16 protein-coding genes are annotated in these 19,646 nt (G+C 55.2%); 10 read left to right on the top strand and 6 right to left on the bottom strand.

Translation table 11 applies throughout. The features are described 5' to 3' along the window. The first annotated feature begins 11 nt into the window (after positions 1-11). The 4 genes from cydD (at position 12) to infA (ending at position 4,753) form a co-directional block, all read left to right on the top strand. Entirely contained in the window at positions 12-1,778 is a 1,767-nt protein-coding gene (gene cydD, locus ACJ9Y9_RS07665) for a heme ABC transporter permease/ATP-binding protein CydD (protein ID WP_028019260.1), read from the top strand. After that, a complete protein-coding gene (gene cydC, locus ACJ9Y9_RS07660) occupies positions 1,778-3,499 on the top strand; it encodes a heme ABC transporter ATP-binding protein/permease CydC (protein ID WP_028019261.1) in 1,722 nt (573 codons plus the stop codon). Before cydD ends, cydC begins: the two co-directional genes overlap by 1 nt. A 46-nt stretch (positions 3,500-3,545) precedes the next feature. Further along, on the top strand, positions 3,546-4,250 hold the full coding sequence (gene aat / locus ACJ9Y9_RS07655; RefSeq protein WP_028019262.1) for a leucyl/phenylalanyl-tRNA--protein transferase: 705 nt from the start codon (positions 3,546-3,548) through the stop codon (positions 4,248-4,250). A 284-nt stretch (positions 4,251-4,534) separates the two neighbouring features. Beyond that, positions 4,535-4,753 (top strand): translation initiation factor IF-1, encoded by a 219-nt coding sequence (infA, locus tag ACJ9Y9_RS07650; RefSeq protein WP_002211347.1) that lies wholly within the window; start codon positions 4,535-4,537, stop codon positions 4,751-4,753. Positions 4,754-4,824: 71 nt separating this feature from the next. On the opposite strand, the gene ACJ9Y9_RS07645 is transcribed toward infA, so the two are convergent. The 3 genes from ACJ9Y9_RS07645 to clpS all read right to left on the bottom strand — a co-directional run bounded on the left by ACJ9Y9_RS07645 (position 4,825) and on the right by clpS (position 8,387). Next, positions 4,825-5,286: a hypothetical protein gene (locus tag ACJ9Y9_RS07645; protein ID WP_028019263.1), complete on the bottom strand. Its 462-nt coding sequence runs from the start codon at positions 5,284-5,286 to the stop codon at positions 4,825-4,827. A 470-nt stretch (positions 5,287-5,756) separates the two neighbouring features. After that, entirely contained in the window at positions 5,757-8,039 is a 2,283-nt protein-coding gene (gene clpA / locus ACJ9Y9_RS07640) for an ATP-dependent Clp protease ATP-binding subunit ClpA (protein WP_028019264.1), read from the bottom strand. A gap of 27 nt (positions 8,040-8,066) precedes the next feature. After that, complete coding sequence (clpS, locus tag ACJ9Y9_RS07635) at positions 8,067-8,387, bottom strand: ATP-dependent Clp protease adapter ClpS (RefSeq protein WP_006174393.1); 321 nt, start codon at positions 8,385-8,387, stop codon at positions 8,067-8,069. Between the two features lie 267 nt (positions 8,388-8,654). Between clpS and cspD the strand changes: the two genes are divergently transcribed. Then, a complete protein-coding gene (cspD, locus tag ACJ9Y9_RS07630; RefSeq protein WP_008499993.1) occupies positions 8,655-8,876 on the top strand; it encodes a cold shock-like protein CspD in 222 nt (73 codons plus the stop codon). Between the two features lie 70 nt (positions 8,877-8,946). Here cspD and macB read toward each other — a convergent pair whose 3' ends face one another. Further along, positions 8,947-10,887, bottom strand: a complete 1,941-nt coding sequence (gene macB / locus ACJ9Y9_RS07625; RefSeq protein WP_028019265.1) for a macrolide ABC transporter ATP-binding protein/permease MacB — start codon at positions 10,885-10,887, stop codon at positions 8,947-8,949. Continuing rightward, the gene (macA, locus tag ACJ9Y9_RS07620; protein ID WP_028019266.1) at positions 10,884-11,999 is read right to left on the bottom strand and encodes a macrolide transporter subunit MacA; all 1,116 of its coding nucleotides are present in this window, start codon (positions 11,997-11,999) and stop codon (positions 10,884-10,886) included. The genes macB and macA overlap by 4 nt, the downstream gene beginning before the upstream one ends. Before the next feature lie 159 nt (positions 12,000-12,158). Between macA and ACJ9Y9_RS07615 the strand changes: the two genes are divergently transcribed. Beyond that, on the top strand, positions 12,159-13,115 hold the full coding sequence (locus tag ACJ9Y9_RS07615; protein ID WP_028019267.1) for a VirK/YbjX family protein: 957 nt from the start codon (positions 12,159-12,161) through the stop codon (positions 13,113-13,115). On the opposite strand, the gene ACJ9Y9_RS07610 is transcribed toward ACJ9Y9_RS07615, so the two are convergent. After that, on the bottom strand, positions 13,112-14,770 hold the full coding sequence (locus ACJ9Y9_RS07610) for an ATP-dependent endonuclease (protein WP_028019268.1): 1,659 nt from the start codon (positions 14,768-14,770) through the stop codon (positions 13,112-13,114). The two genes, ACJ9Y9_RS07615 and ACJ9Y9_RS07610, sit on opposite strands and share 4 nt — an antisense overlap. Before the next feature lie 292 nt (positions 14,771-15,062). On the opposite strand from ACJ9Y9_RS07610, the gene aqpZ reads away from it, so the two are divergent. From aqpZ to hcr, 4 genes are all read left to right on the top strand, one after another. Further along, entirely contained in the window at positions 15,063-15,758 is a 696-nt protein-coding gene (aqpZ, locus tag ACJ9Y9_RS07605) for an aquaporin Z (RefSeq protein WP_025204573.1), read from the top strand. Positions 15,759-15,940: 182 nt separating this feature from the next. After that, complete coding sequence (locus tag ACJ9Y9_RS07600; protein WP_028019269.1) at positions 15,941-16,840, top strand: lysine exporter LysO family protein; 900 nt, start codon at positions 15,941-15,943, stop codon at positions 16,838-16,840. Positions 16,841-16,984: 144 nt separating this feature from the next. Next, on the top strand, positions 16,985-18,637 hold the full coding sequence (hcp, locus tag ACJ9Y9_RS07595) for a hydroxylamine reductase (protein ID WP_028019270.1): 1,653 nt from the start codon (positions 16,985-16,987) through the stop codon (positions 18,635-18,637). 10 nt (positions 18,638-18,647) lie between these two features. Next, a complete protein-coding gene (gene hcr / locus ACJ9Y9_RS07590; RefSeq protein ID WP_028019271.1) occupies positions 18,648-19,616 on the top strand; it encodes an NADH oxidoreductase in 969 nt (322 codons plus the stop codon). Positions 19,617-19,646 lie beyond the last annotated feature (30 nt).

Genomic DNA, 19,646 nt, shown 5'->3' with positions numbered 1-19,646 from the left:
CAAAGTACGCAATGGAAAAAACCCGTCAACAAGAGTTAACACGCTGGCTGAAACAGCAAAGCGTTCTTTCCCGCCGCTGGCTTACGATCTCCCGTATTCTTGGGTTCGTCAGTGGTCTGTTGATTGTTGCCCAGGCATGGCTGCTGGCCCGCATTCTTAATCATATGATCATGGAGAACATTCCACGCGAAGCGCTCCTGCTGCCCTTTATTGTTCTGATCCTGATTTTTATCCTGCGAGCCTGGGTGGTATGGCTACGTGAGCGTGTCGGGTTTCACGCCGGACAGCATATCCGCTACGAGATCCGCCGTCAGGTGCTCGATCGCCTTCAGGAAGCCGGACCCGCGTGGATCCAGGGTAAACCGGCCGGTAGCTGGGCGACGCTGATTCTTGAGCAGATTGACGATATGCACGACTACTATGCGCGCTACCTGCCGCAAATGGCTCTTGCCGTCTTTGTTCCGCTGCTTATTGTGCTCGCCATCTTCCCGGTGAACTGGATGGCCGCGCTGATTCTGATGGGCACCGCCCCGCTGATCCCGCTGTTTATGGCGCTGGTCGGCATGGGGGCTGCGGACGCTAACCGTCGTAACTTCCTGGCATTGGGTCGCTTAAGCGGCCATTTCCTCGACCGTCTGCGCGGCATGGAAACATTGCGCATTTTTGGCCGCGGTGAAGCGGAAACCGAAAACATTCGCCAGGCATCGCAGGACTTCCGTCAGCGCACCATGGAAGTGTTACGTCTGGCGTTCCTGTCCTCAGGCGTACTGGAATTCTTCACCTCGCTGTCGATTGCCCTCGTGGCGGTCTATTTCGGCTTCTCCTACCTCGGCGCGTTGGATTTTGGCCATTACGGCACGGTGGTGACCCTTTCTGCCGGTTTCCTGGCACTGATCCTGGCCCCGGAGTTTTTCCAGCCGCTTCGCGACCTGGGGACCTTCTATCACGCTAAAGCACAGGCGGTTGGCGCGGCCGACAGCCTGAAAACATTCCTGGAAACGCCGCTGGCGCACCCGGAACGGGGTGACATTACGCTGAATGCTAAAGATCCCGTGACCATTGAAGCGCAGGACTTTTCCATTTTGTCACCCGAAGGCAAAGTGCTCGCGGGTCCGCTGAACTTTACCTTACCTGCCGGACAACGCGTAGTGCTCGTCGGCACCAGCGGTTCCGGGAAAAGTTCGTTGCTGAATGCGCTATCCGGTTTTATGGCCTACACAGGTTCACTGCGGATCAACAAAACGGAACTGCGCAACCTCGATCCTGACGCCTGGCGTAAACAGCTGAGTTGGGTAGGCCAAAATCCGCAGCTTCCAGCCTCTACGCTGCGTGAAAACGTGCTGCTGGCGCGCCCGGATGCCCGAGAAGACGAGCTGCAATCGGTTCTCGACCGCGCCTGGGTCAGCGAATTTCTGCCGCAACTTCCGCAGGGAGTTGATACCGTGGTCGGCGACCAGTCTGCCGGGCTGTCCGTCGGACAGGCGCAGCGTGTGGCGGTTGCCCGTGCGCTGCTTAACCCGTGCCAGCTGATGCTGCTTGATGAGCCCGCAGCCAGCCTGGATGCACACAGCGAGCAGCGCGTAATGGATGCCCTGAATGACGCCTCTCTGCAGCAAACCACCCTGATGGTCACCCATCAGCTGGAAGGTATTGCCGACTGGGACCAGATCTGGGTTATGGAGAACGGCCGTATTGTTGAGCAAGGCGATTACGCCTCTCTCGTTACCGCGCAGGGACCGTTTGCCGCCCTGCTGGCAAATCGTCAGGAGGACATCTGATGCGTGCTCTGCTGCCTTATCTTGCGCTCTATAAACGCCACAAATGGATGCTGACACTGGGGATTGTGCTGGCGATTGTGACGCTGCTCGCCAGTATCGGCCTGCTCACCCTTTCCGGCTGGTTCCTGTCGGCCTCTGCCGTTGCGGGCGTTGCCGGGTTGTACAGCTTCAACTATATGCTTCCGGCGGCCGGTGTTCGCGGTACCGCCATCACCCGTACTGCCGGACGCTATTTCGAGCGGCTGGTCAGCCACGACGCCACTTTCCGCGTGCTGCAGCACCTGCGTATCTACACCTTCAGCAAACTCCAGCCCCTCTCCCCTGCCGGGCTGGCGCGTTTTCGTCAGGGTGAGTTACTTAACCGTGTCGTAGCGGATGTCGACACGCTGGATCACCTGTACCTGCGCGTGATATCCCCGATCGTGGGCGCGTTTGTGGTGATTGTAGTGGTCACGCTGGGACTGTCCGTTCTGGATGTTCCCGTTGCGCTGACGCTGGGTGGGATCATGTTGCTCACGCTCATTATTTTGCCACCGCTGTTTTACCGCGCCGGGAAATCCACCGGGGAAAACCTGACGCGCCTGCGCGGGGACTACCGCCAGCAACTGACCTCCTGGCTTCAGGGGCAGGCCGAGTTGACCATTTTTGGTGCCAGCAAGCGCTACCGCGCGCAGATGGAAAGTACGGAGCTGAACTGGCATGAAGCCCAGCGCCGCCAGTCGGAACTGACGGCCTTCTCTCAGGCGCTGATGATGTTAATCGGCGGCGTGGCAGTAATCGCTATGCTATGGCTGGCATCCGGTGGTATCGGCGATAATACGCAGCCAGGTCCTCTGATTGCCCTCTTCGTGTTCTGTGCTCTGGCCGCATTTGAAGCGCTGGCACCGGTGACAGGCGCTTTCCAGCATTTGGGACAGGTAATCGCCTCCGCCCTGCGCATCACCCAGATCGCCGAGCAAGAACCTGAAGTCACATTCAGTGACGCACAGACCGCGGTGCCAGAGAACGTTGCGCTCACGCTTGATAATGTCACTTTCGCTTACGACAAGCAGGCGCAGAACGCACTGGAAGGTGTGAATCTCGCGGTAAACGCTGGCCAGCGCATTGCCGTACTCGGCCGTACCGGCTGTGGCAAATCGACGCTGTTACAGTTGCTGACCCGCGCCTGGGACCCGCAACACGGTCAGATTCGTTTCAATGATACGTTGCTGACAGATTTCAGCGAACAGTCTCTGCGCAAAACTGTCAGTGTGGTTCCGCAGCGCGTGCATCTGTTTAGCGCCACACTGCGCGATAACCTGCTGCTGGCATCACCAGAGGCCTCTGATGAAGAACTGAGCGCCATGCTGGAACAGGTTGGACTGCATAAGTTGCTTGAAGATGCAGGGCTAAACAGCTGGCTGGGTGAAGGTGGCCGTCAGCTCTCCGGCGGTGAGCTGCGCCGTCTGGCGATTGCCCGCGCGCTGCTGCACGATGCGCCGCTGATGTTGCTGGACGAACCGACGGAAGGTCTGGACGCCACAACCGAGAGCCAAATCCTTGATTTGCTGGCCAATGTCATGACCGGTAAAACCGTGCTGATGGTCACGCACCGCCTGCGCGGACTGGCGAGTTTTGATCAGATAATTGTGATGGACAACGGACACATTATTGAGCAAGGTAGTCACACAGAACTGTTGGCGAAACAGGGTCGCTACTACCAGTTTAAACAGCGTCTGTAGACTATATTTGTACCGATCCTCACTCGCGTATTGGAGTTCTGCTGTCATGCGCCTGGTCCAGCTTTCTCGTCATAATATTGCGTTCCCTTCTCCGGAGGGGGCGCTACGTGAACCCAATGGGTTGCTGGCTCTTGGTGGCGATCTCAGTCCTGCACGACTATTGATGGCCTACCAGCGAGGTATTTTTCCCTGGTTTTCCCCCGGTGACCCGATTTTATGGTGGTCTCCCGATCCGCGTGCCGTACTGTGGCCTGCGCAGTTTCACCTGAGCCGCAGCATGAAGCGTTTCCACGCTAAATCACCGTATCGGGTGACCCTGAATCACGCCTTTGGTCAGGTGATTGAAGGCTGTGCTGAAGACCGCTATGAAGGGACATGGATAACGCGCGATATCATTACCGCTTACCACCAGCTCCATGAACTGGGTTATGCCCATTCCATCGAGGTATGGGAAGGTAGTGAGCTCGTCGGCGGCATGTATGGCGTCGCGCAAGGGACGCTTTTTTGCGGCGAATCCATGTTCTCCCGCGCGGTGAATGCCTCGAAAACGGCGCTGCTGGTCTTCTGCCAGGCGTTTGCCCAACGCGGCGGACGCCTGATCGATTGTCAGGTACTCAACGAGCATACGGCCTCCCTGGGTGCTGTTGAAATTCCGCGACGCCAGTACATCGAACAACTGGATGCCAGCCGTCAGGAGAAGCTCCCGCGCGACTTCTGGATACCGAGAACGCTCTTTCTGCCCAATGCCTAAATGTTTTCCGCATATTTTTTGTGAGGGTGTTATAATTATGCCGCAGAGTAGCTTCTGCCTGTTGCCCCGCCGCCGTTTGGGACCCTCGCTTCAGATAACGTCCTGACGTTTATCCTGTCGTCTCCCCTTTACGAATGCGCTTCCTGTTCGGTTGTACCGTGACGCTTGGGCAATGCGCCGAAACTGTTTTGCTGCGTTTTAATCGCGCAATTCTTTACTTAATTGATGAATTTCGGCATTATCTTGCCGGTTCAAAACTTGGTAGTGATACCCCAGAGGATTAGATGGCCAAAGAAGACAATATTGAAATGCAGGGTACCGTACTTGATACGTTGCCTAATACCATGTTTCGCGTAGAACTGGAAAACGGTCACGTGGTAACTGCGCACATCTCCGGTAAAATGCGCAAAAACTACATCCGCATTTTGACGGGCGACAAAGTGACTGTTGAACTGACCCCGTACGACCTGAGCAAAGGCCGCATTGTCTTCCGTAGTCGCTAATTGTTTTCGCCTGTAATGGCAGATGAATATTTAAAAGGTCGGGATAATCCCGGCCTTTTTTATTTATGGCTTTAGTTATGCTGCGTCGGAAGATGTATTGTCATCCACGGTTGTACAGGAGCGATTAAATCCCCCGCCATAGAATGAGCCATGTCATGGAGTAATCCCGTGAGGTGCGGCAACATATCGCGGTCAAAATGCGATACCAGCAGTATGTGGTTTAACGCCCGACAGTAATCACACTGTGCTTCGGTGCCTTCAAGCAGCCACTCTTTTTGTCTCGGTTGTTCCGCTTCGTCCTCAAATTCCACCACCTGAAAATCACGCATTGACTCTGTAAGGCCGGATTTCATTTCTTCCAGATACGCCCCAAGGCAGCGACAGATGGGCTGCGTTTGTGGGAGTGATGTGCAATCGAGGAGGATTTCGGTGAGCAATTTGCAGCGCTCTGCAAGGGTTGGGAGATCGGGGTTGAGGGAGAGTTCGCTGTAGAGTTGGGAGATAGACTGGTTTTCCATATTCATAATTTCCATATTAAGAGCTGAAAACTACCACCAGAAACGCCAACTTCGGGTGGCAGACTGAACCGGTTTGGCGTACCGACCATATGGAAAATCGGCGCTTCAAAAGAAGCCCCGGTTCAGCCCACCATATTTGAAGATACGGATTATACCGCAGCTAAAAAAAGAGTGAACGAAACCAGTGACGTTGCGTTAGCAACATCTTTCCATATGTGTGTAATCAGGACGCCAATCCCGGCACCTGATTTTGCAGGTGCGACGCCATTTTATTACTGTGGTTTTATCCAGCAACTGACTTCGAAGGAAACTGGAAAGCGCCTCGCAAAATTCCTCTGCGGTCTGTTGCCCTCACCCCAACCCTCTCCCACAGGGAGAGGGAGAAAACACTAAAAACGACAACACTGTTGTCGTTTTGCTTTTACCTTGGTAGGCATAAAAAAACCGGGCAAAAGCCCGGTTTTTAACATTAACGTTCAACTCACTCAGTGAGCCGCTTCCGGCTTGTGCTTCGCCGCGCTCTGGAAATCATACGTCAGCTCATTCTTCGCCTGATCCAGCGCCACCGTCACCTGGCCGCCATCCACCAGCGAGCCAAACAGCAGTTCGTTCGCCAGCGGTTTCTTCAGGTTGTCCTGAATCACACGCGCCATTGGACGAGCGCCCATCGCACGGTCATAGCCTTTCTCAGCCAGCCAGTTGCGGGCCTCCTGGCTCACTTCCAGCGACACGCCTTTCTGATCCAGTTGAACCTGTAGTTCGACGATGAACTTATCCACTACCTGATGGATCACCTCGGTAGACAAGTGATCGAACCAGATAATGTTGTCCAGACGGTTACGGAATTCCGGCGTAAAGATCTTTTTGATCTCTTCCATAGCATCGGTGCTGTTATCCTGGTGGATCAGGCCGATGGATTTACGCTCGGTTTCACGCACACCGGCGTTGGTGGTCATCACCAGCACCACGTTGCGGAAGTCCGCCTTGCGCCCGTTATTGTCGGTCAGCGTCCCGTTGTCCATCACCTGGAGCAGGATGTTGAACACGTCCGGGTGCGCTTTCTCGATTTCATCAAGCAGCAGTACCGCGTGCGGATGCTTGATCACCGCGTCGGTCAGCAGACCGCCCTGGTCAAAGCCCACATAGCCCGGAGGCGCACCAATCAAACGGCTGACGGTGTGACGCTCCATATACTCGGACATATCAAAACGCAGCAGCTCAATGCCCAGGGCTTTGGAGAGCTGTACCGTCACCTCGGTTTTCCCGACACCGGTTGGACCGGCGAACAGGAAGGAACCGACTGGCTTGTGGTCATGTCCCAGCCCAGCGCGTGCCATCTTGATCGCTTCGGTTAAGGCCTCAATGGCTTTATCCTGACCAAAGACCAGCATTTTCAGGCGATTGCCGAGGGTGCGCAGCGTGTCGCGGTCGCTCTGAGAAACGCTCTTCTCAGGGATACGCGCGATACGAGCCACCACGGACTCAATATCCGCCACGTTAACGGTTTTCTTACGCTTGCTGGCCGGCATCAGGCGCGCACGCGCCCCTGCCTCATCAATCACGTCAATCGCCTTATCCGGCAGATGACGGTCGTTGATGTATTTCACCGCCAGCTCCACCGCCGCACGTACCGCTTTCGCGGTGTAACGCACGTCGTGGTGCGCTTCGTACTTCGGCTTCAGGCCATTGATGATCTGCACCGTCTCCTCGACGGACGGTTCGGTCACGTCGATTTTCTGGAAGCGGCGCGCCAGCGCACGGTCTTTCTCAAAGATGTTGCTGAACTCCTGGTAGGTGGTGGAGCCAATCACGCGGATCTTGCCGCTGGAGAGCAGCGGTTTGATCAGGTTCGCGGCATCAACCTGACCACCGGAGGCCGCACCTGCACCGATGATGGTATGGATTTCATCAATAAACAGAATGCTGTTGGTGTCCTGCTCCAGCTGCTTTAACAGCGCCTTGAAGCGTTTTTCAAAATCACCGCGGTATTTCGTGCCCGCCAGCAGCGAGCCGATATCCAGCGAGTAGATGGTGCAGTCGGCAATCACTTCCGGCACGTCGCCCTGCACGATACGCCAGGCCAGGCCTTCGGCAATCGCGGTTTTACCCACGCCAGATTCCCCCACCAGCAGCGGGTTGTTCTTGCGACGACGGCACAGCACCTGGATCGCTCGCTCCAGCTCTTTATCGCGGCCAATCAGCGGGTCGATACCGCCAACGCGAGCAAGCTGGTTAAGGTTGGTGGTGAAGTTTTCCATACGATCCTCCCCGCCTGCTTGCTCTTCATTATTGTTATTGACCTGATTGCTGGAATCCGATGCCTGGTTAGGCTCGTCTTTGCGCGTTCCGTGAGAAATAAAGTTAACCACATCGAGGCGGCTGACTTCGTGTTTGCGCAGCAGGTAGGCAGCCTGTGACTCCTGCTCGCTGAAGATGGCGACTAAGACGTTTGCGCCAGTCACTTCGCTACGTCCGGAAGACTGGACATGGAAAACCGCGCGCTGCAATACACGCTGGAAGCTGAGCGTCGGCTGCGTGTCGCGCTCTTCTTCACTGGCTGGCAGCACCGGTGTGGTTTGTTCGATGAAGGCTTCGAGTTCCTGACGTAGCGCCACCAGATCCACGGAGCAGGCTTCCAGCGCTTCGCGGGCAGATGGGTTGCTAAGCAGTGCGAGCAGTAAATGCTCGACGGTCATAAACTCATGTCGGTGCTCACGCGCTCTGGCGAAAGCCATGTTTAAACTGAGTTCCAGTTCTTGATTGAGCATAGGCACCTCCCCCAATTTTATGCCTTATCAGGCCTTTTCCAGCGTACACAGCAACGGATGCTCGTTCTCCCTCGCGTAGTCGTTCACCATCGCCACTTTGGTTTCCGCGACTTCAGCAGTAAAGATGCCGCAGATCGCTTTACCACGATAATGAACGGTAAGCATCAGTTGCGTTGCACGTTCTACATCATAAGAAAAGAACTTTTGTAGCACGTCAATAACAAATTCCATCGGCGTGTAATCATCGTTCATTAACATAACTTTATACATAGATGGCGGTTTTAGCGCGTCGCGCACTTTGTCTTCCGCCAGCTGGTCAAAATCCAGCCAATCGTTGGTCTTACCCATTATGCATAACCACTTTGAATCTACCTCAGATGTTAGATAACAATCATCTATTACTGTCATCCGCGATGTCTGTCACAAACTGTTGCAATAGCGTTAACTGCTTCAAACTTTGGTTGATTATTGTCCCATCTCCAGCCCCAAACGCTTGACGACTTCTTTCGTTTCTCTAAATTGTACAAGCGTGAGATGGCGAGGTTTTGAACAGCCCCCACTCCACCACCGGTTCATTCCATCTTAATTTATAAGATTTACGAAGGATGTCGAAGCATGGAAATGGGTACTGTTAAGTGGTTCAACAACGCCAAAGGGTTTGGATTCATCTGCCCCGAAGGCGGCGGCGAGGATATCTTCGCTCACTATTCCACCATTCAGATGGATGGTTACAGAACGCTCAAAGCCGGGCAGTCCGTCCGGTTCGATGTACACCAGGGACCAAAAGGCAATCATGCAAGCCTTATCGTACCCATTGAAGCAGAGACGGTTGCATAGCTCTCTGTTTTATTGTGTACATCCCGCAGTCAAAATGCCAGCCCGATCGGCTGGCATTTTTATTTTCAGCCTATTCGCGGGCCAGCGCATCAACCGGATCCAGCCGCGCCGCGTTGCGGGCCGGCAACCAGCCAAACAAAATGCCGGTAAATGTCGAACACAAAAATGCGGTAAGAATAGCCAGTGGTGAGAAACCGATCTCCCAGCCGGGTAAAAAGAGCTGGAGCGTAAATGCAATCATCATCGAGAGCGCAATGCCCATTGCACCGCCGACCAGACACACCAGCACCGCTTCAATCAAAAACTGCTGTAGCACGTCGCTGGCCCGGGCCCCGACCGCCATACGGATGCCAATCTCCCGCGTGCGTTCGGTCACCGACACCAGCATGATATTCATCACCCCAATGCCACCCACCACCAGCGAGATCACTGCCACCAGCGTCAGGAACAGCTGAAGAGTACGTGTGGTCTTTTCAGCTGTTTTCAAGAGGCCGTCCATATTCCAGGTAAAGAAATCTTTCTTTCCGTGACGTAACGTGAGCAGCTGTTCCAGCTGCTGCTCGGCCCGGGCACTGTCGTAGCCTTCCTTCACGCGCACGGTGATGGAGTTGAGCCAGGATTGCCCCATGATCCGCCCTGAGATGGTGGTATAGGGCAGCCAGACGCGCAGGATCTTACTGCTGCCAAACATCGACTGCTTCTCTTCCGCTACGCCAATGACGGTGGCAGGCATATTCCCTACCAGGATCACCTCACCCACCACGTTGGTTTTATTGGGGAAGAGTTGCCTGCGTGAGTTCGCGTCCAGCACCACCACCTGTGCCCTGCCCGCCAGCTGCTCGGCGTTGAAGGTAGCGCCTTCACTGAAGGTCATGCCGTAGACGTTGAAATAGTCTCCACTCACGCCATTCGCGCTGGCGGCCACGTCAACGTTGCCCACGCGCAGACGCAGGTTCTGCGAAACCGCAGGCGTGGCGGAGTTCACCCACGGCTGCTTCTGAATAGCCTCCAGATCGTTATATTTCAGCGCCTGCTGATACTGTGGCTCGTCGTCGCCAAAGTCTTTGCCGGGATAGACGTCAATAGTATTGGTGCCGATGGCGCGAATATCGGCCAGCACCAGCTGCTTGGCGGCATCGCCCACCACCACAATCGACACCACCGAGGCGATACCAATGATAATGCCGAGCATCGTCAGCAAGGTGCGCATTTTGTTGGCCGCCATCGCCAGCCAGGCCATGGTCAGCGCTTCGCGAAAGCCACTGGAAAATTGCCCCCAACCGGTTGACGCAGGCAAGGCTTCTTTCGGTGCTGCCGCTCTGGTCTGTCGCGGTGGCGGGTTGCTGACCAGCTCGCCGTCGTGGATCTCAACGATCCGCTCCGCCTGCGCCGCGACCTGTGGGTCATGCGTCACGATAATCACCGTGTGCCCCTGATCGCGCAACTGATGGAGGATCGCCATGACCTCTTCACCCGAATGGCTGTCGAGCGCGCCGGTCGGCTCATCCGCGAGGATCACCTGTCCACCGTTCATCAGCGCACGGGCAATACTGACTCGCTGCTGCTGACCGCCGGAAAGCTGAGACGGTTGATATTCCACCCGTTCTGCCAGCCCCAGACGCGTTAATAACGCTTGCGCCCGCTCCAGACGCTTCTTACGCTCCACGCCCGCATAGACCGCGGGCACTTCCACGTTCTGTGCCGCACTTAAATGAGAAAGCAGGTGATAACGCTGGAAGATAAAACCAAAGTGTTCGCGCCGCAGTTTTGCCAGCGCGTCACCATCAAGCGTGGAGACATCCGTTCCCGCCACGCGATAGGTACCGCTGGTGGGTTTATCCAGGCAACCGAGAATATTCATCAGCGTCGATTTACCGGAACCGGACGCCCCGACAATCGCCACCATCTCGCCAGCCTCGACGCGTAACGAGATCCCCTTCAGCACCTCCACCGGGCCGTCGCCCGACGGGTAGCTGCGACGAATGTCGTTCAGCTCAAGCAGCGCCGTCATTTAGGCGCTCCTGGCAGGCTTTCGCTGGTGACAACCTCCTCACCCTCTTCCAGCCCTTTCGTCACCACCACGTCAGTATCGTTACGCGCGCCGATCACCACTTCTCGATCGCGAGTTTCGCCATTGCGCAGTACCTTCACCTTATAACGGCCCTCGCCAGTGGATTCACCCAGCGCGGAGAGTGGAATGGTCAGCACGTTTTTCACGCCGGTGAGCTGAATATGCACCTGTGCGGTCATGTCCAGACGCAGAACGCCCTGCGGGTTGGGCACCTCAAAACGGGCATAGTAGAAAATGGCGTCGTTGACCTTTTCCGGCGTCGGCAGAATATCTTTCAGCACGCCTTCATAGCGCGTCTGCGGATCGCCAAGCACCGTAAACCAGGCATTCTGCCCCGGTTTAAGATGGATCACATCCGCCTCTGAGACCTGGGCTTTCACCAGCATGGTGCTCATGTCTGCCAGGGTCAGAATGTTTGGCGCCTGCTGTGCCGCAATGACCGTCTGGCCCTGAAGCGTCGTGATCTGGGTGACTTCCCCGGCCATCGGGGCAACAATTTGCGTGTAATCGAGGTTGGTTTTCGCTGTATCCAGCGAGGCCTGATTGCGCTTGATTTGTGCATCAATCGTGCCAATCTGCGCCTGCTTGACCGCCAGTTCTGTGGTGGCAGTATCTAAATCTTGTTTCGAAATAGCCTGAGTTTTGGCAAGCGCCTGCTGGCGGATGAGCGTCACCTGCGCGAGGTTACGCTCTGCCAGTGCCTGTGCACGCTGCGCCCGCAGTTCCATCAGCGTCGCTTCCACCTCACGGATCTGGTTCTCAGCCTGTTCAGGGTCGATTACCCCAAGCAACTGACCTTTTTTCACCTTGTCGCCAATCTCTACCGACAACGTTTTCAACTGGCCGCTGACCTGAGCACCGACATCAACCTTGCGCAGGGCGTCAAGTTTGCCCGTTGCGAGGACGTTTTGCTGCAGTTCACCCGGACGAACAATCAGTGTCTGATACTGCGGCACCGGCGCATTAAGCACCTGCCAGAGCCAGTATCCGCCGACCAAAACCACGACCGCCAGCAGCAGAAACAGCGTTCTGCGTTTTCCCTTGAGGTTCATAAATATTCCAAATAAATGTTCTGGCAATTATCAGTGTTGATTTTATCTAAACGATACCTCAACGAAACCCCTGTTTCTCGAAATCGTCACAATTTGTTTACGAGATGTTGAACGTTTGCCTGTTGAAATGAGGTTCTTCAACAAGAAGCAGGATCTATCATGTCTTCCATCGTCGATACACCTTTTTCAAACCTGCCTCAGCCTAAATCAGGCTGGCAGCTCTTCAAAAATCTGGCTTTTGGTAAGCTCACACCAGGGCTTGCGTGGAAGAACCCCTCCTATCGACGTAAATTCATGTTACGTTCGCTGGCGTCACCTGTTAGCACCGCGCGCCTTTTAACGAGTCTGGCAAAACAACCGCGTCTGATGCAGATGTTGCAGGTACAACCTGGGCTACCATGCCGGCTGCATCGTCCCTGGTTAACGGTGAATATGGATAGTCAGCACGCGCTGGAATCCCTCAACTGGCACTATCAGACGATGAGCCGCCAGCTTCCTGCGACGCTGCTGAATGGTTATCTTTCTAAACAGGGCTTCACGCTGCTGACCTTAACCGGCAAAGATGAACAGCAATTTACCGTTCGTCTGTGCGCAGATGCATTCCTGGATAAAGAGGGGGAAGCCACCCTCGCTTTCTGTGACAGCCAGAACACGGTGCTAGCAGAAATGACCTTTACGTTGTGCCAGTTTGAAGGAAAATCGACGATGTTTATCGGCGGTTTGCAGGGCGCAAAAGCACACGTTCCGCACGAGCTTATCCAGGGGGCAACGAAAGCCTGTCATGGCCTGTTCCCGAAACGTCTGCTCGTTGAAGCCGCAATGACCCTCGGCACCGCATTCCCGGTAGAACAGATTCTTGCCGTCAGTAACGCCACCCACATTTATCGCAGCTGGCGTTATCGCAAGAAAAAAGAGGGGAAACTGCTGGCCGATTACGACAGTTTCTGGGTTTCCATCGGCGGTGAAAAACAGGATAACGGTAACTTTAGGCTGCCGCTTGTCATGCCACGTAAACCGATGGAAGAGATCGCGAGTAAAAAACGTTCCGAATATCGCCGCCGCTACGAACTGCTGGATAGCCTGATTCAGCAAGTGAGCCAGGCAACCCAACCTTAATCCGCTTTCCCGCGTGCCAGCCACAGCACGCGGGAGAACATCTTGCGCAGCAGCGTCGGTACTGATTCCACGCCCCGTTTCCCCGCCTCCGTCGCCACTTCAATGGCTAAATCCGGTTTTGACGAACGATGAATGGCTTTGGCAATCACGCGCCGCATGTTCATCGGGACATCTACAGGTACCATCGCAATTCTGTGGAATACGTCGTCAAAACCCTGACGATACATAAAATGCTCCATGTCCATCGCAGGTAGCATGGTTAAATGGTCGCGCTCTTCTTCTCGCTCATTATTCAGCAGGCTACGCACGGTTGAGGCGTATTTTTTACCCGCTTCGTCACCGTCTACCAGGACATGCCACTCGATCCCCATCCGGCGGGCAAATTTTATCAACGGTTTTAATCCCGACTGGGCAAACTCAATCACCTTAATGCCTTCGGCATCAAAATGGTGGCCGCACTGGCGCGCCAGTTCGTTGATGACCCAGGTTTCCGTTTCCCCTTCCACCAGCAGCCAACAGCGGGCAAAAAGCGACGATGCTCGATTAAAGCGAATATGAAACGCAATACGGCGCCCGTCTTCCGCGTTCAGACCGCCAGGCCCGAGCCGGTAAGCAGAAACACGCGAAGATTCACGCACCAGACGGCAGACGTGTTCAACCGGCGTCAGCGATAATAACTCGCCGGAATTGGTGGTGGTAATGCGCTGGAGCGGCAGCAGATTCAGCAGATGCCATGCCACGGAGAGCATAATGGGATGCAGACGGGTCTCAGGATCTTCCACCAGCAGCAGCGGGCGGGCGTCCCGGTCGAGACGAACGGTTCCTTTCGCCTGCAGAAGTGTTGAAAACAGCCCCAGCAAAATTACCCGATGGGAACGGCCTCCAGGCCGGTCGATCATCCGGTTAATAATATCGAGGTAACGCCAGCTTCGTTGCTCATCATGAGAGCGTCGGCGCATCAGACGATGGCGCGACTCCGACGTGCCCTGTTCGGAAAAATAGTGTTCCAGAAGTTGCACCATCGCGGACAATCCCTGACGGATTTGCCCATCGGTCAGATTTTGCGGACGCGAAACCAGCTCTCTGGCCAGGAAATCCAGCTCCCGGGCCGTAACTTCCACTTCCGGCATATGCGGTACGGTACCGTTACGGATACGCCGCATAAAGCGCGCATCACGCAAGCGTAGTACCGGCGTCAGGCGGGTCAGGTGGCGCGCCAGATCGTCGATATTCTCCAGGGGGATCGGGTTGGCTTTCTCATCAAGAAAATCGCGCAGGGTCAGTACCCCTTCGTTTTCCGACATCTCGCCTTCAAGCCGATAGAAAATACGATGGAAATCGTCATCGCACGGCACCCAGCAAGGTGATAACGGACGGAAACGACGCACGCGATGACGTCCTGGCTCAGATTCCCGGAACGTCAAAATGATATGCAGATGCTTCTCGCGGCCCGTGATGTCACCCGGTGGGAACCAGAAATCATCGTGGACGAAGTGATACAAATCATCTTCGGGCGAAAGCAACAACGTTAGCGCATCCAGCAGGCTGGACTTACCCCAGGCGTTCTCGCCGATCAGGACGTTGTTCTGTTCCAGCTGCAGCGACAGGCGGTTAATCCCGCGAAACCCGACAATCTCCACACGTTCGAGAAGCATAAATCCCCCGCGAAATGACCACTTTTTCCTTTAAGTTATCAGCAGTATAGCGGGCGGCGTTCTGTCACGACAGCATAACATTCGTCCTTGCGAGAATTGGTCTATGCTCTATTTACCGCTTATTTGAACAAGGATTGACATCACATTGCCTTAAATCAAATTAATCGAATTTATTTAAGTGGCGAAGGGGTGTTGTTGGTTTTTAGAATAACGGCTCTTTGAGTCGTCATCCCTTTATGGCGATATATCCCGTACGCGGGAAAGCGTGCGGAAATTTATTATTGAGGTGGTTATGTTTAGAAAATTGGCAGCAGAATGCTTTGGTACATTCTGGCTGGTATTTGGTGGCTGCGGTAGCGCCGTTCTGGCTGCGGCATTCCCGGAATTAGGCATTGGTTTTGTCGGTGTCGCACTGGCGTTTGGTTTAACCGTATTAACCATGGCCTTTGCCGTAGGGCATATTTCGGGTGGCCATTTTAACCCGGCGGTGACATTGGGTTTATGGGCGGGCGGCCGTTTCCCTGCGAAAGAAGTCATTGGCTACATCGTCGCTCAGGTAGTGGGCGGTATTATTGCGGCAGCTGTGCTTTACGTGATTGCCAGCGGTAAAGCCGGCTTCGACGCGGCAGCCAGCGGGTTTGCCTCTAACGGCTTCGGTGAACACTCACCCGGCGGCTACTCCATGCTGTCTGCCATCGTGATTGAAATTGTGCTGACCGCAGGCTTCCTGCTGGTGATCCACGGCGCAACCGACAAACACGCACCAGCAGGCTTTGCCCCTATTGCCATTGGTCTCGCGCTGACGCTTATCCACCTGATTTCTATTCCGGTCACTAACACCTCCGTCAACCCGGCACGCAGTACCGCCGTCGCCATTTTCCAGGGCGGTTGGGCGCTTGAGCAGCTGTGGCTATTCTGGGTGATGCCAATCATCGGCGGTATTCTGGGCGGTGTGCTGTATCGCACCCTGCTGGAAAAACGCGATTAATGATTTTCTCCCTCTCCCGTGGGAGAGGGTTGGGGTGAGGGCATCAGGCCGCATAACCCCACATACACTCAAGCCGGGTAAGGCGCAGTCGCCACCCGGCTTTCTTTTTGCCGCTTTACTGAACAGCCTTTATTGGGTAGTGTCACTGGCGCTTAACAGATACTCAAAAGGACCAGCTGTTCATGTTTTCAGGACTCCTCATCATTCTGCTGCCCCTGATTGCGGGCTACCTTATCCCGCTGCATCAGGAATCCGCATTACGTCTTATCAACCGTTTTCTCAGCTGGATTGTATACGTCATTCTTTTCTTTATGGGGATCAGCCTGGCCTTCCTGGATAATCTGGCGACCAATCTGCTTTCTATCCTGCATTATTCAGTGGTCACCGTGGTGGTTATTTTACTGTGTAATATTGCCGCACTCTTCTGGCTTGAACGTACCGTTCCCTGGAAAAACCATCATCATCAGGAAAAGCTGCCTTCCCGAATTGCGATGGCTCTGGAATCATTAAAACTGTGCGGCGTCGTGGTGCTCGGGTTTCTTCTTGGGCTGACCGGCTGGGCATTTTTACAGCACGCAACAGAGGCCAGTGAATATACGCTGATCTTCCTGCTGTTCCTGATCGGTATTCAGCTGCGAAATAATGGCATGACGCTTAGGCAAATTGTTCTGAACCGTCGGGGAATGATGGTCGCGGTCATTGTTGTCGCCAGCTCCATGGTGGCGGGCGTGATTAACGCTTTTATTCTCGACCTGCCGCTGAAAACAGGCCTCGCGATGGCCTCAGGTTTCGGTTGGTATTCCCTCTCCGGGATTCTGCTGACCGAATCGTTCGGCCCGGTGATTGGTAGCGCCGCCTTCTTTAACGACCTGGCACGGGAGTTAATTGCCATTATGCTGATCCCGGGTCTGGTGCGCCGAAGTCGCTCTACGGCGCTGGGTCTGTGCGGCGCGACGTCAATGGACTTTACCCTGCCGGTATTACAACGCTCTGGCGGACTGGAGATGGTGCCCGCCGCCATCGTGCACGGCTTTATTTTGAGCCTGCTGGTTCCCGTTCTGATGGCATTCTTTTCTGCCTGATACTTCTTTGGCGGTAGGGTTCCTGCCGCCAAAATTGCGCTAAATCAATCTCCCTTTATTTTGTAGCAAAAAGCCCTTTTCACCGTTCTGGCACAGGCATAACCTTAAACATGTATATCAAATATAACTTTAACAGGTGTGATTATGTTTTGTGTGCAATGTGAACAAACCATCCGTACCCCGGCAGGCAATGGCTGCTCTTACGCACAGGGTATGTGCGGCAAAACCGCAGAAACATCTGACCTGCAGGACCTGCTGATTGCGGCCCTGCAAGGCCTTTCCGCATGGGCGTGCAAAGCACGTGAATATGGCATCATCGACCACTACGTCGACAGCTTCGCACCGCGCGCCTTCTTCTCCACGCTAACCAACGTTAACTTCGACTCTCCGCGCATTGTCGGCTACGCCCGCGAAGCCATTGCCCTGCGTGAAGCGCTGAAAGCGCAGTGTCTGAAGGCGGACGCTAACGCCCGCGTGGAAAATCCGATGTCAGAACTTCAGATGGTGAGCGACGATCTGGGCGAGTTGCAGCGTCAGGCGGCAGAGTTCACCCCAAACAAAGACAAGGCGGCCATTGGCGAGAATATCCTTGGCTTGCGTCTGCTGTGCCTGTACGGTCTGAAAGGCGCCGCGGCCTATATGGAGCACGCGCATGTGCTCGGTCAATACGACAACGACATCTACGCCCAGTACCACAACATCATGGCGTGGCTCGGCACCTGGCCTGCAGATATGAACGCGCTGCTTGAGTGCTCAATGGAAATCGGCCAGATGAACTTCAAAGTGATGAGCATTCTGGACGCCGGTGAAACCAGCACCTACGGCCACCCAACGCCCACCCAGGTCAATGTCAAAGCAACCGAAGGCAAATGCATCCTGATTTCCGGTCATGACCTGAAAGATCTTTATAACCTCCTGAAGCAAACCGAAGGTACGGGGGTTAACGTCTATACCCACGGTGAAATGCTGCCGGCTCACGGGTATCCAGAGCTGCGTAAATTCAAACATCTGATCGGTAACTACGGCAGCGGCTGGCAGAACCAGCAGGTTGAGTTTGCCCGTTTCCCGGGCCCAATCGTGATGACCTCTAACTGCATCATCGACCCAACCGTGGGCGCGTATGACGACCGCATCTGGACCCGCAGCATCGTCGGCTGGCCGGGTGTAAGCCACCTTGAGGGCGATGACTTCGGTCCGGTCATCAAGCAAGCGCAGCAGATGGCGGGCTTCCCGTACAGTGAAATTCCGCACCTGATTACCGTCGGTTTTGGCCGTGAAACACTGCTCGGGGCTGCAGATACGCTGATCGATCTCGTCAGCCGTGAAAAACTGCGCCATATCTTCCTCGTCGGCGGCTGTGACGGCGCGCGTGGCGAGCGTAACTACTTCACCGATTTCGCCACCCGCGTACCGGAAGACTGTCTGATCCTGACGCTGGCCTGCGGTAAATACCGCTTCAACAAACTGGACTTCGGTAACATCGAAGGTCTGCCGCGCCTGGTGGATGCCGGACAGTGTAATGATGCCTACTCTGCGATCATCCTGGCGGTTACTCTGGCGGAGAAACTAGGCTGCAGCGTGAACGATCTGCCGCTGTCGCTGGTGCTGTCATGGTTTGAGCAGAAAGCGATTGTCATCCTGCTGACCCTGCTCTCTCTGGGCGTAACCAACATCGTGACCGGCCCCACTGCGCCGGGCTTCCTGACGCCGGACCTGCTGGCCGTGCTGAACGAGAAATTCGGCCTGCGTTCCGTGACCAACGTTGAAGACGATATGAAGCAGTTGCTGAGCGCGTAAGGAGTTATTCATGACCATGCCAACCTCACAATGTCCGTGGCGGATGCAGGTTCATCACATTCATCAGGAGACGCCGGATGTATGGACACTGTCACTGCTGTGCCATGACTACTATCCGTACCGTGCAGGCCAGTATGCGCTGGTCAGCGTTCGCAATTCGGCGGACACCCTGCGCGCCTATACCCTATCCTCAACGCCGGGCGTGAGCGAATACATTACGCTCACCGTCCGCCGCATTGACGACGGTGCGGGCTCCCAGTGGCTGACGCGTGACGTGAAGCGCGGGGATTACATCTGGCTGTCTGACGCGCAGGGGGATTTCACCTGTGACGACAAAACAGACGATAAATTCCTGCTGCTGGCAGCGGGTTGTGGCGTAACACCGATTATGTCGATGCGTCGCTGGCTGGCGAAGAACCGCCCGCAGGCCGACGTGCAGGCGATCTTCAGCGTCCGTTCCCCGGACGATGTGATTTTTGCCGAGGAGTGGCGTGATTATCCGGTGACGCTGGTGGCGGAACATAACGCAACCCATGGTTTTGTGCCCGGTCGTCTGAGCCGCGAGCTGCTGCAAAGCGTGCCTGATATCGCAAATCGTACCGTGATGACCTGCGGCCCGGCGCCGTATATGGCCATCGTGGAAGAAGAAGTGAAAGCGCTCGGCGTGACCCGCTTCTTCAAAGAGCAGTTCTTTACCCCCGTGGCAGAAGCGGCTACCAGCGGGATTAAATTCAGCAAACTGCAGCCTGCACAGACTTTCTTTGGCCGTGTGGGCACTACGCTGCTGGAGGCGCTCGAAAGCAATAAGATCCCCGTAGTGGCAGCCTGTCGTGCAGGCGTGTGCGGCTGCTGTAAAACGAAAGTGGTCTCCGGGGAGTACAGCGTCACCAGTTCTATGACGCTGTCCGACGCGGAAATTGCAGAAGGTTATGTGTTGGCCTGCTCGTGTCATCCGCAGGGTGATTTGGTTCTGGCATAAACGGTAAACGTTCGATCACAGGCCCGGTAA

Origin of the sequence: Enterobacter sp. CPE_E1241 (assembly GCF_045618265.1) — a bacterium.
In the GTDB taxonomy this organism is placed as follows: domain Bacteria; phylum Pseudomonadota; class Gammaproteobacteria; order Enterobacterales; family Enterobacteriaceae; genus Enterobacter; species Enterobacter adelaidei.
Note: the sequence above shows the minus strand (reverse complement) of the source record. Positions and strands in the feature narration are given on the sequence as shown.

Coding starts and splice junctions, on each gene's coding strand:
- cydD (WP_028019260.1), top strand. CDS start 12: ATGGAAAAAACCCGTCAACAAGAGTTAACACGCTGGCTGAAACAGCAA.
- cydC (WP_028019261.1), top strand. CDS start 1,778: ATGCGTGCTCTGCTGCCTTATCTTGCGCTCTATAAACGCCACAAATGG.
- aat (WP_028019262.1), top strand. CDS start 3,546: ATGCGCCTGGTCCAGCTTTCTCGTCATAATATTGCGTTCCCTTCTCCG.
- infA (WP_002211347.1), top strand. CDS start 4,535: ATGGCCAAAGAAGACAATATTGAAATGCAGGGTACCGTACTTGATACG.
- ACJ9Y9_RS07645 (WP_028019263.1), bottom strand. CDS start 5,286: ATGGAAATTATGAATATGGAAAACCAGTCTATCTCCCAACTCTACAGC.
- clpA (WP_028019264.1), bottom strand. CDS start 8,039: ATGCTCAATCAAGAACTGGAACTCAGTTTAAACATGGCTTTCGCCAGA.
- clpS (WP_006174393.1), bottom strand. CDS start 8,387: ATGGGTAAGACCAACGATTGGCTGGATTTTGACCAGCTGGCGGAAGAC.
- cspD (WP_008499993.1), top strand. CDS start 8,655: ATGGAAATGGGTACTGTTAAGTGGTTCAACAACGCCAAAGGGTTTGGA.
- macB (WP_028019265.1), bottom strand. CDS start 10,887: ATGACGGCGCTGCTTGAGCTGAACGACATTCGTCGCAGCTACCCGTCG.
- macA (WP_028019266.1), bottom strand. CDS start 11,999: ATGAACCTCAAGGGAAAACGCAGAACGCTGTTTCTGCTGCTGGCGGTC.
- ACJ9Y9_RS07615 (WP_028019267.1), top strand. CDS start 12,159: ATGTCTTCCATCGTCGATACACCTTTTTCAAACCTGCCTCAGCCTAAA.
- ACJ9Y9_RS07610 (WP_028019268.1), bottom strand. CDS start 14,770: ATGCTTCTCGAACGTGTGGAGATTGTCGGGTTTCGCGGGATTAACCGC.
- aqpZ (WP_025204573.1), top strand. CDS start 15,063: ATGTTTAGAAAATTGGCAGCAGAATGCTTTGGTACATTCTGGCTGGTA.
- ACJ9Y9_RS07600 (WP_028019269.1), top strand. CDS start 15,941: ATGTTTTCAGGACTCCTCATCATTCTGCTGCCCCTGATTGCGGGCTAC.
- hcp (WP_028019270.1), top strand. CDS start 16,985: ATGTTTTGTGTGCAATGTGAACAAACCATCCGTACCCCGGCAGGCAAT.
- hcr (WP_028019271.1), top strand. CDS start 18,648: ATGACCATGCCAACCTCACAATGTCCGTGGCGGATGCAGGTTCATCAC.